The following is a 14,676-nucleotide window of genomic DNA, read 5'->3' on the forward strand; positions in this document are numbered from 1 at the left end:
GCTCTATCTCAACACTGAAGGGGCCTACCCCATAAAGCTAAGAACTAACCATAAAAGCAGGATGCGCCATGGTAAATCCAAAGTCGGATCTACCATGGCGCAATCTTTTTCTAACAGCTATTTTCTTAAGGTGATCCCTTCTCCGCAGGTGCAAAAGTGAGGCGATCTTCCCAAGTCTCTGTCGATAGAGCTCATCTAGGCATCTTCATCTAGCATCGATAGATTCAACCAGGCCTCTTCAGCCTCACCTAGTTGCGCCGAGGCGGCCTTCATCTTGGCATCCAACTCTGCTAGTCCTCGATAGTCACCAAAGTCATGTGCGGCCATTTTATCGACCAATACTTTAATCTCCTGAGAGAGACGCTTCATCTTCTTTTCCAAATTAGAGATCTCTCTTGCCGCCTCTTTCTTTGCCTTTCGGTCCTCGCGGAGATCGTTGTTCTTTGGCTTTGTGGATTGTTCGTCAATCGTGCCGATATCAGAATTTCGATCACCTAAGAGCTCTAAAAACTGGTCTACACCTCTAACCAAATGAACAAATTGACCATTTATAAGACCATATTGCATATCGGTAACTCGCTCAATCAGGTACCTATCATGCGATACAACAAAGAGAGTGCCGGGCCACGTATCCAAAAGATCCTCAATAGCAGCCAGCATATCGACGTCCATATCATTGGTTGGCTCATCTAAAACCAAAACATTCGGTTCGCCTAACAATGTCAAAAGGAGCTGCAAGCGTCGACGTTGCCCACCGGAAAAGTCATCCACAAAAGTTGCCATAGAGTAGGAGTCGAAACCAATGCGCTCTAGAAGTTGAGATACGGAAAGCTCACGACCACCACTGTTATACGTCGTCTTGTATCGCGCTACTACCTCATGGAGGCGCTTTCCCTTTACCTGATCCGATTGAAGGATCTTTTGATCGAGACGGCCAATTCGAACAGTTGACCCTATCTTTACATCTCCCGAAGTTGGCTTTAGGTCACCAGTTAAAATTGAAAGAAGGGTCGATTTTCCCACCCCATTGGAGCCGAGAATCCCTATCCGATCACCGGGGCCAACCTTCCAAGTCAGTTGATCGATGATCTTGCGCTGGCCATAACTAAAACTCACATCATCGAGCTCAATCACCTCACGGCCTAAGCGAGATACTGCCATCGCCGAGAGCTCAACGCTATTTCTAACAGGAGGCTCTTGTGCAATCAAGACGTTAGCGGCCTCAATACGAAATTTTGGTTTAGAGGTTCGAGCTGGGGCCCCTCGGCGCAGCCAAGCAAGCTCCTTACGCATCAGATTCTGGCGTTTATTCTCAATCACGCTCGCCTGACGATCGCGCTCGACCCGAGCCAAAACATAGGAGGCATAACCACCATCAAAAGGTTCAACGATTGAATCATGGACCTCCCAGGTCGTTAGGCATACCTCATCCAAAAGCCAACGATCGTGAGTTACGATGACGAACCCCCCGACGTTGCGAGGCCACCTATTCTTTATATGGTCAGCGAGCCATGTGACGCTCTCAAGGTCTAAATGGTTGGTGGGTTCGTCTAAAAATAGGACGTCCCACTCCCCAACCAGCAAAGCAGCCAGAGCAACTCGCCGTGACTCACCGCCACTCAAATCTCCAACCTTTTGATCCCATCTACTTGGTGGTATCAATCCCGACAGGATCTCTCGCACGCCTCCTTTCGATGCCCACTCGTATTCTGAGGAATCACCAACGATCGCATCTTTGACGCTAAGAGTCGGATCAATACTTTCGGATTGACCAAGCATGCCAACTCTCAAGCCATTGCGTGCAGTGACTTTACCTGAGTCAGGATCTAACACTCCTGACAAAATCGTAAGAAGGGTAGATTTACCATCTCCATTTCGTCCCACAACACCAATTCGATCACCATCGTTAATTCCCAGTGTCACCTCATCAAAGATTGTTCGAGCTGGATAACTCAACGAAATCTTTTCCGCCCCCAGCAAATGTCCCAAGACACACCCTTCCTAACATCTTTACCCAAAGGCCCAAAACACCAAACGAATTCACAGATAAAAGGCTGAAACCGCTAAAGACCACAATCTGACATAAACAATCAAGTAAAGCGGCTAAATATCCCTAGTCAAGGATATCTAAACCACGAACAATGCTATCTAAGGCAACATTGCCTCTTTTACTCGAATCCCACCATGATCATCAATGCGGCACATTTAACCGATTGGTTTGGGGCAGCTACAGTCTACTTTTTCATTTGACCAAGTGATACATCTCGATTAGTGGAATGGGCGGTGGACTGAATGCCCGCGGGCTTTAGCCATGGGAGGTTCCAACGCCTGCCTGATTAAAACGGACCGGAATAAACACAAAAAAGCAATAGACCAGAAGATCCAACTTCACTTGCGATTCAGCCACTGATTGCCATTAACAGGAGAAAACGTTCAATCGGAGAAGTTAATTTAAACCTCTCCAATCAAGGTATCATCCACCCAAAATGCAATGGGTGAATCATCTTCGACACCAGGGTGCCTGTCCTTGACCACTTCGCCACATTTAGCCATAAGCCCAAGACAAGGCCATTGCCTAACCCGCAATCGATCTCATGGCCTGAGTGGATTTAAATGATCAAAATCGAACGATATTAAAGGCGAGCTATCTTTAATGAAAAAGAGTAAGACCAACAGACTCCCCACCATGGGCCAAGAACCCCACGGAGCACCTAGATAGAACCCAAGGCAAGATCCGAGACCGATGGTTAAAGGAGATCAAAAGTTCAATCGAATCAACTTTACGATTCAAAAGCGACGCAACATCGGAAAGCTCAAAATGAGAAGTATCGAGCCAGGGTAGATAGCAAATCAAAGCGGACTTTAATATCCACTAATTGGATTATATTATGCAATGATCTCTTGGCGCCTTGAGGGAAACTTACCATCAATCCATGAAAGCCACTAAAGACTAGGAGAAATCTTGACCAAGGCGAAGATACTTCGAATAACCATAGTCTTGGCGATTATTGTCGCCATGGTTGCCATGTCGCAACTTCTAGCCATTCCTCAGATCATCTTTCCCGAAGCGGCAGCCCTCTCTGTCGGCGCGATCTATCTGGCCAAGGATGACTGGATTGAATCACCTTGGAAGTTGGCTATATTGCCGCCTTTAGCGTCGCTAATTGGAGTTTTATCGATACGCGCTGGATTTCCAAATTCAATCTCAGTTCCGGTTTTATTCTGTCTAATAGTGATTTCACTACGTCTTTTGAAGTCGGAATTATTCCCAACAATATCTGCAGGAGTACTGCCGCTAATATTTAGGATTTCAACGCTTTATTTCCCAATAAGCGTACTAATCATCTCATTGCTCATCACCTTGATTGGCCAGCTTCTAAAACAGAGCCCAAATGGTAGTATCCAAACTCTACACCAAAGCGTTCCAAGCGACAGACAATTGAATACTACAGCTATCGTCTATAGCGCCATCGTACTAATTTGGATCCTATTTGCGTGGAATTTTCTACCCAAAGTCTCCATTGCTCCTCCCCTCTTTGTCTCTTTCTATGATTGGTTTAGTTCTAACGACCAATCACATCGTCGGCTCCTAAGGAGATTTATCTCAATAATCACAGCAGCAACGATTGGAGAGGCCGCAATACACCTCTTTCCTAGACCCCTCAGCGCACTTGTTGCGGTAGCGGTCACTTGGGCTATCATCACGCTATTGGAGGACCTACACCCGCCAACATTAGCAATTTCTCTTCTACCTTTGATTCTGCCCAACCTCAAAGCCTTTACCTTTGTAGCTGGAGTTGGAGTGACAACCATCTGCCTGGGAGCTATCGGCGTAGAAGTAAAGCGCCTGGCAAAATGGCGATCCCGGCCGCTTTGATTTATGAAAAAATATAAATAAATAGTATTTCGTCTATTGATCAAACAATTATCAGATTTCGAACCGATGGAAATTAATTCCTTTCTGTCTAGCATTTCCAAATCAAAGATACGGCCCTATTGCTTGACCCATCTTTCGCAGAATTCCCGAAAAATCGCCCCAATTGGCCCCTTTTGAGTTGATTTTTGAGGATTTTCGGCTTGGGTGATTTATAGATTTCCTGGTAGATGGGTATTAGGTCTTTTTGGGTCGCGAATGTAGTGTCCTAATTTTTGAGTAGTTTTGATTATGACTTGCATTAGCTCTGACATGGTGCTATTGTCTTGTTGTGTTTATCCGTGAAACTCCAACAGTTAATAAAAAGACCGGCGTTAGCTACAGTAAGTACCAACTCGTTGAGTCCTACCGCTGTGAAAAAGGTCCCCGTCAACGTATAGTAATGACCTTGACCGAACTGGACCTGGATAAGTCATTGTGGCCAGCTCTGGCCAATGCAATTGCCCAGAGACTCTCTGGAGTAACCTCACTCTTTGAATCAGATCCTATTATTGCCAGATACGTCGATCTAGCAATCACTAAGTATGCAATTCGTTCCGAAGTTGCAGCCGCTAAAGAAACAAGAGCTACTGAGGCTGACCTTGAGATGGTAGATCTCTCTAGTGCTAAGACTATCAATAGTAGAAGTATCGGTCCAGAACTCATAGGAAACTCGTTCTATGAAGCTCTTAGCTTCGATAAGATCCTAGAGAGTGCAGGTCTATCGGGTGAATCTCTTGGCATTGCCAAGGCAACGATAATAGCTCGTCTTATTCATCCTGGATCTGATCGAAAGACGTATTCGTATATCAACTCCAACTCTTCACTACCTGAGATATGTGGTATCGATCTCTCTAAGTTTCACAAGGATAAGGTCTATGCAATTGCAGATAAGCTCTATGACGCTAAAGGCGTCATAGAGCCAGCACTCTATAGAGCTAGCTCTGATCTCTTTAGGACGAATACCAGGCTCTTTCTCTTTGATCTAACCAACACCTACTTCGAAGGTTCTACTAAGGGGAACTCCCTAGCTAAACATGGACATTCCAAAGAGAAGCGTTTTGATTGCACATTAGTTTCTCTGGCACTACTTGTTGATCACAGGGGACTACCCATCTACTCAGAGATACATGAGGGCAATACCTCTGAGCCTAGAACTCTCATTAGCGTACTTGATGCCTTGGAGTCTCTATCGGATGGATCTCTCTTTGGGGATGTTGTTCCTACCATTGTGATGGATAGGGGAATTGCTACCAAGGCAAACCTAGAACTTCTCATTAAGCGCAATCTCAACTACGTAGTAATTGAGAGAGCTAACAAAAAGAGTCTCTATCGAAGCCATTTCATGGAGATGGAAGGCTTCACCGAGATCTACGATGCCCAAGGATCCCCAGTACTGGTGAAAAAGCTCCAAGTGGAACCACAAAAGCCACAAGGGCGAGTGAGAACACAAGTACAAGGACAAGTGCAAACGCTAGAAGAAGACACCGGCACTGACGACAATAGCAGTAATGGTGCCACCAGCAAGAATACCGGCGACAGCAGCAGCAAGGGCGACAGCAGCACCGACACCAAAATCATCAAGAGCGACAGCAGCACCGACACTGACGACTATATCCGTAATGGTGCCACCGGCAACAATATCAGCGACAGCACCGACACTGATACTAACGCCACCTCCATCTCCTCCTCTTCCACCTCCATCTCCTCCTCTTCCTCCAACAACAACACCACAACCGTGGTGTTGTGTCGTTCTTTGGGGAGATCCAAGAAGGAATCAGCGATCTCTAGTCAAGCTAACGAGAGATTCTTAGTAGATATCACTTCGTTGAATACCTCAATCACAAAGGGTTCTATATCTAAGACCACAGTTGTCTCAGAGCGTATCGGACGCATCAAGGCCAAGTACCCAAGTATTGCTTCCAAATACGAGATATCCCTTGAATATCATCAAGACCATGGCAAGATCATCAAAAAGAGACGCTTTGACAAAGTAATCAATCTCACTATTACAGAAAAACCCACTAAAGCCAAAGATGATAATCTCCAAGGAGCCTACGTCATAGACACCAGCCATAGCGAGCTAGATGCAGGTGAGATCTGGAATATCTATACGACTCTCACTAAAGTAGAAGATGCCTTTAGATCCCTCAAGAGTGATCTTGGACTTCGACCGGTCTATCATCAACTAGCTAGCCGAACTGCTGCTCACCTCTTCATCTCAGTACTTGCCTATCACCTCCTTAGTGCTATTGAGCTGACCTTGAGGCAAAATAACGATAAGAGAAGATGGTCAACCATTAAAGAGCAACTCAACAGTCACCGCCGAGCCACCATAGTTCTTACATCAGATAAAGGCGTTGTCTATCACATCCGCACTAGTGGTGTTTCTGAGCCGGTTCACAAAGAGATCTACCGTCTCTTAGGAGTTAGTGATCCCCTTAAACGGATAAAGACCATTGCGACGCATTTGTAGTGTCCCAACGTAAGACCACATACTCAACTAGCTGGGAGAATAGGTTGATTTTCGGAAAGATGGGTTGAGATAGTTAATAAAAACTATAGAGTACAAAGTCCCATAAGAGCCAAACGATCTAAAGAAGGCCCGACAAAGGCCGATTTACGTAGTTATTTTGGGGACCAAGTTTGCGCCCGATTTAGCCGAATGATCTGACACTAAGGAGTCAAAATGCAACTATTGAAAAAACTCTCTAACCTCTCAGTTAAGATGCGACTGGTGACAATCGTTGTTATGATATCGATCGTTGCACTAATCACCGCCGGCGTAGGCGTCATGCAGATGTCTAGCATCAACGCTGCTGCGCAGAATATCTATCAGAACGGTCTCCTTCCGGTCTCGTATCTCGCTTCAGCTAGAGCGAACTTCCTTACCTCAAGTGGCGACCTCACAAAGCTAGCGATCACAACCAGCCCATCTTCAAGGGCGATGCTTACCAAGGAGTTCAACAGTTCGTCGTCGTCCTTTGAGAAGGCGGTTGCAAACTATAAGTCAAATCTCCAGAGCTTTGAGGGCGCAAAGTTGGTAGTTGTGAACAAGATTCAGGCTGCGGACGCAACACTACGCTCTGCTATTTCAAATGGTGGAATGAGCCTTGCAAACCCAACCACTGCAACACGCTTTGAAAACTTGGAATCCTCCACCCTCTCACCCTTGACCGTCAATATTACAAGCGATCTTGGAACGCTCATGAACGATGAACGATCAAACGCTGCCCAACTGGCGACAAATGCAAATTCCACCAACACTCAATCCAGATTGATCATGTTTATCGTGCTGATCCTAGGACTTGGACTTTCAATCGCCTTTGCCGGCGTCACTGCCAAGACGATTCTCTCACCCATTGCATCGATGCTTCGGGCGATAGGCCGCCTCGGTGAAGGTGATCTTTCAAGCGAATCAGGAATCGATTCTACCGACGAAATTGGCGAGATGGCCAAAGCCTTCGACAAAGCAGTTAGGCGTCTAAATGAGACCCTCACTCAAATCAACAACGCAGCTACCACCCTCGCTGCTTCAACGGTTGAACTAAATGCAGCTTCCAGCCAAGTCGGCGACAATGCCTCCTCTGCTAGTGACCAGGCTTCGGTAGTTTCAGCGGCAATTGAGGAGATCGCCACCATCTTGACCAATCTAAGTTCGGGTGCAACTCAAATGACCGAGTCCATAGGCGAAATATCCAGAAGTGCCTCTCAAGCATCTGAGATAACTCAGAATGCATATGCACTGGCCACCTCTGCTGCCAAGACAATAGCTGAACTAGACAATGCGAGCGAAAAGATCGGTGGAGTAGTATCACTAATCGCATCCATTGCTGATCAGACAAATCTCCTGGCCCTGAATGCTACAATCGAATCAGCCAGAGCAGGAGAGGCTGGTAAAGGTTTCGCAGTAGTCGCTGATGAGGTCAAGGACCTGGCAATCGAAACAGCTAAGGCCACAAAAGGCATCGAGGTCCAAATTCACGAAATCAAAGAAGAGACCCGCCATGCTGTAGAAACGATCACAAAGATTGCATCGGTTATCGCAGAGGTCAACCAACTCCAAATGACAGTCTCTGCAGCAGTCGAACAACAGAGCGCAGCTACCGGTGAGATCACCCACTCCGTAGAAGAGGTGGCTGTCGGATCCAATGAGATTGCCACTAACGTAGCTGGAGTAGCGATGGCTTCGAGGTCCACGACCGATGCGATTGAGCAATCCTTGATCGCTTCAAACGACCTTGCACACCTTGCTTCTGATCTGACTGGCCTTGTAGCTCAATTTCAACTTAAGGATATCAGAGCCGAGGTAGCCTTCGCCTGACAATTTAGAAGCTAAAGATCTCCTCTGCCCCACCACCCAACCCTTATGGGGCAGAGGATTATCCATAAGCCAAAAAGACAAAGAGGACCAACTGGCTCTTTTTGTCTTTTTGGTCTCTCCGACCAATACCTCTCGCTCTCTTAGCAAGCGAACCAGAAACACAGTTGATGCCGGCTAAATAAAAGCTGATCTCTGTTCACTTACTTTCTTACAGGTTTTCTAACAACGGCTTGGGCCCAAAAGGTGTTGGAGAAAATTCTCAATTATCCCCCGAATTCATGGCCACGGCGAACAATACCGCAAAGATATTAGACGCAGATCTAAGGTCTCTTTATTTAGCTCCCAGTTGGGCTCATCGGCACTTGCGCAATGAGAGCTTTATCGGATGAGGGTCCAACCGCACTTGGGTAATTACTGATACAGCCAATAATGCGGCAAATAAAATACTCGACAACGCCAATTGATATTACCCAATGACTCTTCCTTTTCGAACAAGGCAAGACGACCTAACAAAATACCCTCACCTAGGCGATCTTGACCGCTCCAGCTCTTATTAAATCGTCGATTGCGGCTCTTGTTAGACCAGCCTCCAAAAGGATATCCAGAGTATGAAGACCCAACGAAGGTGCAGGGCGAGAAAAACGTCCCGGAGTTGCCGAGAGGCGAGGAACGATGTTAGCAACTGGAATCTCACCGAGGTCGTCATCTGGAATCGAGACCAAAATCTCACGTTCGATAAAATGACGATCTCGAAATACATCGGCTATGTCATACACGGGTCCAACTGTAGCCTTTGCCGCCCTCATCTTCTCTAGAGCTTCCTTCGAGCTCTTAGTTGCGAACCATCCTCCAAGTAGCTCATCAAGCTCATCTCGGTTTAGGATCCTTGCCGAATTGTCGACAAATCTAGGATCATCAATCAAATCGGGTCGACCTATCTCCTGAAAGATCCTCTCAGCCATCGAGGGCATCGACCCCGAAAGCGCAATATATTTACCGTCCAAACAACGATAGACGTTGCGCGGAGCCGTCGTGTTTGATGCACTGCCTACACGTTGCTTGACCTCACCAGTCAAATTATAGATAGCGGCATCAGGGCCAAGAAGTGAAAATAGAGGCTCCAGAAGGGAGAGGTCAATAACCTGACCCGCAGATAAAGCATGATCCAACGAGCGCAAGGCTAATAAAGTTGCCATCGCGCCATAGAGTCCAGCCGTCATGTCAGCTACCGGAAATGGTGGAAGGACCGGCTCGCGATCAGAAAAACCGGTGCGATCGGCCAACCCACTCATCGCCTCCACGAGGCTTCCAAAACCTGGCAACGGGGAATATGGACCATCTTGACCAAATCCCGAGATTCTAAGGATCACCAATTTTGGATTGCGCTTAAGTAGCACTTCCGGCGATAGCCCCATCTCTTCCAAGGTACCCGGTTTAAAGTTCTCTATTAGAACCTCTGACTCCTCAACCAGGCTAAGCAAGACCGCCTTGGCTGCGTCAACTCGAAGATTCAATACGATTGAACGCTTGTTTCTCGAATAAGTCTTCCAATAGAGCGACTCTCCACCATCGCGCCATGCTCGCAATGGATCACCCTCAGGAGGCTCAACTTTTATTACATCAGCGCCAAAGTCGCCGAGCAGCATTGAAGCGATATTGCCCGAGACCAGACGAGATAGATCCAAAACTCGAACCCCATCTAGGGCTCCAATGTAATCTGGGTCAAAGACCTTCTTGGCGAACTCAGCATCGTTTTGATTCAACGGATCTCCTAAAAATCACTCTATCTCATCCCGCATTTTCAATCATTGATCTCAAGGAATAGAAAAGACACAAAGATCAAAATATTTTAACTCCGATATGGCAATCTTTTACCAGAAATATTGCAAAATGATGCCTTGAAGAAGTAGGGAAATTCGAAAAATAAGTCCATCATCGAACGACTAGATGACGCGAAATCTAAGCGCTCCCGGAAACATAAGCACTTCCGGTCCAATCGAGCCCAGCCCCATTTTGCTCGAGCGCGGTTCCAACTGAAATAATCGTTGAAACGAAGAGTCATTTTCGAGCGCAATCGGTCAAAAAGATCAACTTCGGAAAGAGAACACAACCGAGGTAAATGGCCACCTAGATCCGTCACTACAATTGTTATAGATTTGAAAAATCCTAGGATAATATACCCTAGTCACTTGGGCTGGACAAGGCATTTTCCACCTCGCACCCCAATGCCAAGTGCGATAATCCAAGAGATCAATCTAACGTACAAAATATTGTGGAAGGTCGCCAGTACAACTCGCTATTTGCGGATTGGTGCTGACAGATTGGCATCTGTATTTGCACATAGCTGTGATCTATCTACAAATACAGATATATCACAACAAAATAAATATATTCTTTGGAATAAAACATGCATCCGTCAAAAAGATAATTCACAATAAGTAAAAACCTCCTTGACGGAGCAAATAAAGAAGTATCGTCGTCTTTAATTTAAAGCAAATACCGCGATAACTTTCGATGATTGATAATGATAATTCCCCTAAAACCAGCGCCTGGTCTTTGGGGCCTCGTTACTTGAACATTGGCAGCGCTTTTCTTGTGGAATGTGTCCTAGGACTTGTTCCACATGGCGTCCGCAACCTGACCAAGTTGGTTTCTTACATTTATTACACGTAACTGCACTACACATACCCTATAGGGTATATTGGATTCTGAGAAATGATGCCAAAAAATCAGTAAAAAGTCTAAATATTGCCTTTCACCTGAGCCCTTTGACCTTCTAACCGTTACATCGTTATCGAAGCCACGACTTAACTACCTAATCGGTGTAATTGTAAAGGTGGCCAAAGCAGCACTTCGGATTTAACGGTAACGAGCCCTTAAAGGTCCATTAAAACAGGTAGACCAACAGGCGTATCAAATAAGCAGATCTGCGTCACTTCGAGGAACTTTATCCAACCCGCCTGACCACATCCAAAGCTTCTATTAGAAAACATACGGCTACGAATCAATCAATCCATCCATGGGGTCTATCATCTTTATAATATGCGGACCATATCCGGATGGCGCTGCGGATATGGCTCAAATAAAAGCCCTAAAGCATGATCCGTCTCCATAACTATTGGCCAATTCAACTCCCAAAAACTACGAGGGCAAAAAATCTAATAGTGAGATCTAGCTAGATAAATCGATGGATTCAATTACAAAAAGCAAAAAAGAGGGAGTCCGACCAATTCCACAAAGTTCACCTCTGGCCAGATGATCCCAATAGCGTCTGCGAAATATTCCGTTTACACAAAGGGTTTAACTAACAAGAATGCCACCTTGGCACGAAATCGATAGAGGTGACCCTAAAGAAGTCAATCTCGCAAGGGTCAAATAGCAGTTGGTAAGAAGTCATATCGCAACCATAGGGGTCAAATTTGCGAAAACTATTATCCGACTTATCACCATTGGCTAGCAATCCTTCTATCAAAATCGTAAAACTAAGGATGAACTTTACACTTTGCACTATTGTTGAGTTGACAGGTCGGCTTTTGATTAGTGGCGAGTAACTTTTAATTGAAAGCCTCATTAGATTTTGGAGAAAAATGAATATCGCAACAGATGTAACACAACTTGTTGGCCACACGCCCTTAGTGGCGCTCAATCGACTTACATCGAGCTCCAAGGCTCGAATCGTGGTCAAACTAGAGTTTTTCAACCCGGCACATAGCGTCAAGGATCGAATCGGTGTAGCCATGATTGATGCTGCTATGGCAGCAGGCCTAATAACTCCAGAGACGATAGTCGTGGAACCAACCAGTGGAAATACTGGAATTGCTCTAGCGATGGTCTGCGCTGCACGAGGGATAAAGTGCATCCTGACAATGCCAGAGACGATGTCCAAAGAGAGGCGAATGCTCTTGCGCGCATACGGCGCGCAACTAATCCTAACGCCAGGAGCCGAGGGCATGGGTGGCGCTATAGCTAAAGCACAAGAGCTAGCGGCCTCAGATCCTAAATATTTCGTTCCACAACAGTTTGAAAATCCCGCCAACCCCTCGATTCATTACTCCACAACTGGCCCTGAAATCTGGCAAGATACCGATGGTACTGTAGATATCTTTGTCGCTGGGGTTGGCACTGGTGGAACAATCTCTGGCGTTGGCTCATATCTAAAAGAACAAAACCCAGCGATCAAAATTGTTGCTGTGGAGCCTTCAGCTTCACCGGTGCTATCTGGAGGAGCAAAAGGACCTCACCCCATCCAAGGAATAGGTGCGGGCTTTATCCCGAAGAACTATGACGCTAAGATCGTGGACGAAGTCATAGGGATTGACAATGAATTAGCCTTTGAGACTGCACGTGCGGCGGCAACTGAAGAAGGTCTGCTGGTCGGGATCTCCTCCGGTGCCGCAATAGCAGCCGCACTTGAACTAGCTAGCCGTGACGAAAATAGCCACAAACTCATAGTGGTAATAATCCCATCCTTTGGAGAGAGATACCTCTCTACACCGCTCTATGCAGGTTTAGCTGAATAATGATGGTCTTAGATCTCTTACGAAAGGACATATCCGCGGCCCTAGAGCGCGATCCGGCAGCGCGAAACAGATACGAGGTGGTCCTGTTTTATCCTGGATTTCATGCCGTGGCAGCCTATCGCCTCGCGCACCAACTATGGCAAGGCGGGAACCATCTGGGGGCTAGAACCATCTCGGCTTTGGCGTATCGATGGACTGGGGTTGATATCCATCCTGGGGCGACAATTGGCTCGGGCTTCTTTATAGATCACGCCTCTGGTGTAGTCATAGGCGAGACCGCTGTCGTAGGCGACGATGTGACCATGTACCACCAAGTGACTTTAGGCGGCCGTGGCGATCAGACCGGAAAAAGACATCCAGATATCGAAGATCGCGTCGTACTTGGCGCAGGCGCCAAAGTCCTCGGACCCATCCGAGTAGGCCATGACAGCAGAATAGGGGCCAACGCGGTCGTAGTTCGAGACGTGCCGCCCGGATCGGTTGTAGTTGGTGTTCCAGGTCAAGTCATCTCCAGAGCTTCACGCTTTGAAGGCACCCCTCTGTCGAACCTAGAGATGCCAGACGCCATTGGTGATGGCCTAAAATCACTAATCGATAGAGTCGACGAGATTGCAGCTACGGTTGGCCAGCCAAGTAAAAAAGATATTCGGCCCCGAAGAGATGGCATGTGGAGCTATGAGGACTTTTCAATCTAAGTGTCAATCTAAGTAATAAAGACTTCACCTTGGATCACTAACACCAGGCTGGGTGATCCAAGGATGTTTTTTCGCACAGCTATTAATAGTTTAAAGCGCCATGATGTGATTCATAAAGTCCAGGAGTGACTGGTTCACGATCTCGGGCGCCTCTTGTTGCGTCCAATGACCACAGTCATCGATCAGTTTTGCCCGAAAAAGGCCAGGCAGGACGCCATCCATCTTAGCAATCATGGCATCGGCTCCGGGGAAATGGACTACCGGATCCACCTTGCCAGCTAGGTACATCGACGGCAGTGTGATCCGTGCTCGACTCCATGGTTCGGTAAGCTCCCAATTTCGATCGAGATTTCGATACCAGTTCAATGGCCCTCTAAATCCATTCCCACGAAAAGCCTCCACGTATATCGCTAAGTCTTTCTCGCTCAACCATTTTGGGGGCTCTTTGGGCAAGGGTGGTGCCTCAGCAAAGAAACCCCGATCAGCCGGCGAGTGCATCTTCCAAGGACCATTTACCGCGAACGAATCAGCTGAGTTACCGTAGAACATCGAGAAGATAGAGGTGGATAAGTCACCTTCAAAGTCTGCCTCGGCCCTACCCTCCAACTGAAAATACAATTGATAAAAGTCCTCACCAGAGAGTTCTCTCATTCGCACAGTCGGCTGAAAGCTTCCTCTTGGTCGATACGGAACGCTCAATCCAACGACTCCAGCGATTCGATCAGGTCGAAATAGTGCCGTAGACCAAGCCACAGGAGCACCCCAATCGTGACCCACTACTACGGCTTTCTCCAGGGAACGGAGATCCATGAGCGCAATTACATCTCCAACAAGATGCAAGATATTATATGCATCTATATCTTTGGGAGCGCTAGAGCCCCCATATCCACGTTGGTCAAGTGCAATAACGCGAAATCCACGCTCGCTCAGAAACTCAAGCTGGTAGCGCCATGAATACCAACTCTCAGGAAATCCATGGAGAAAAATGATAGGATACCCCTCCCCAGCTTCAACGTAATGGATACTCTGGCCGTTGATGGTTGCCCTATTATGTGAAATATTAAAATTCATCTCCATTACCTTTCAGCAGAGTTGGTCAAAACAAAGTAACGAAGTCAAATCCCTACGATCAAACAAGACGCCAATAGAATACCTCCAACCACGGTACTTTGTCGGTAAATCTACGATTTGACCCGCCTGGTGACTTGAAATTAAAAAAGGCGC

At 46.7% G+C, this 14,676-nt stretch carries 9 protein-coding genes; 5 read left to right on the plus strand and 4 right to left on the minus strand.

The annotated features are described in order from the left end of the window. Positions 1–195 precede the first annotated feature (195 nt). Complete coding sequence (locus ACIDITHRIX25_RS92250; RefSeq protein ID WP_201732835.1) at positions 196–1,989, minus strand: ABC-F family ATP-binding cassette domain-containing protein; 1,794 nt, start codon at positions 1,987–1,989, stop codon at positions 196–198. Positions 1,990–2,962: 973 nt separating this feature from the next. Here ACIDITHRIX25_RS92250 and ACIDITHRIX25_RS92255 point away from each other — a divergent pair. The 3 genes from ACIDITHRIX25_RS92255 (at position 2,963) to ACIDITHRIX25_RS92265 (ending at position 8,237) form a co-directional block, all read left to right on the plus strand. Further along, positions 2,963–3,877 (plus strand): HPP family protein, encoded by a 915-nt coding sequence (locus tag ACIDITHRIX25_RS92255; RefSeq protein WP_201732836.1) that lies wholly within the window; start codon positions 2,963–2,965, stop codon positions 3,875–3,877. Positions 3,878–4,205: 328 nt separating this feature from the next. Next, positions 4,206–6,389 carry an IS1634 family transposase gene (locus tag ACIDITHRIX25_RS92260; protein WP_201732837.1) on the plus strand — a complete coding sequence of 728 codons (2,184 nt, stop codon included), beginning with the start codon at positions 4,206–4,208 and terminating at the stop codon, positions 6,387–6,389. A 213-nt stretch (positions 6,390–6,602) separates the two neighbouring features. Beyond that, a complete protein-coding gene (locus ACIDITHRIX25_RS92265) occupies positions 6,603–8,237 on the plus strand; it encodes a methyl-accepting chemotaxis protein (protein WP_201732838.1) in 1,635 nt (544 codons plus the stop codon). Between the two features lie 524 nt (positions 8,238–8,761). On the opposite strand, the gene ACIDITHRIX25_RS92270 is transcribed toward ACIDITHRIX25_RS92265, so the two are convergent. Together ACIDITHRIX25_RS92270 and ACIDITHRIX25_RS92275 are read right to left on the minus strand one after the other, a co-directional pair. Beyond that, positions 8,762–10,000: a CaiB/BaiF CoA transferase family protein gene (locus ACIDITHRIX25_RS92270; RefSeq protein WP_201732839.1), complete on the minus strand. Its 1,239-nt coding sequence runs from the start codon at positions 9,998–10,000 to the stop codon at positions 8,762–8,764. Between the two features lie 773 nt (positions 10,001–10,773). After that, on the minus strand, positions 10,774–10,923 hold the full coding sequence (locus ACIDITHRIX25_RS92275; RefSeq protein ID WP_502756201.1) for a DUF8730 family Cys-rich protein: 150 nt from the start codon (positions 10,921–10,923) through the stop codon (positions 10,774–10,776). Positions 10,924–11,824: 901 nt separating this feature from the next. Here ACIDITHRIX25_RS92275 and cysK point away from each other — a divergent pair. Both cysK and cysE read left to right on the plus strand, forming a co-directional pair. Next, positions 11,825–12,757, plus strand: a complete 933-nt coding sequence (cysK, locus tag ACIDITHRIX25_RS92280) for a cysteine synthase A (RefSeq protein ID WP_052605420.1) — start codon at positions 11,825–11,827, stop codon at positions 12,755–12,757. Continuing rightward, the gene (cysE, locus tag ACIDITHRIX25_RS92285) at positions 12,757–13,452 is read left to right on the plus strand and encodes a serine O-acetyltransferase (protein ID WP_052605421.1); all 696 of its coding nucleotides are present in this window, start codon (positions 12,757–12,759) and stop codon (positions 13,450–13,452) included. The genes cysK and cysE overlap by 1 nt, the downstream gene beginning before the upstream one ends. A 90-nt stretch (positions 13,453–13,542) precedes the next feature. On the opposite strand, the gene ACIDITHRIX25_RS92290 is transcribed toward cysE, so the two are convergent. Then, the gene (locus tag ACIDITHRIX25_RS92290; protein WP_052605422.1) at positions 13,543–14,523 is read right to left on the minus strand and encodes an alpha/beta fold hydrolase; all 981 of its coding nucleotides are present in this window, start codon (positions 14,521–14,523) and stop codon (positions 13,543–13,545) included. Positions 14,524–14,676 lie beyond the last annotated feature (153 nt).

The organism is Acidithrix sp. C25, assembly GCF_904848545.2.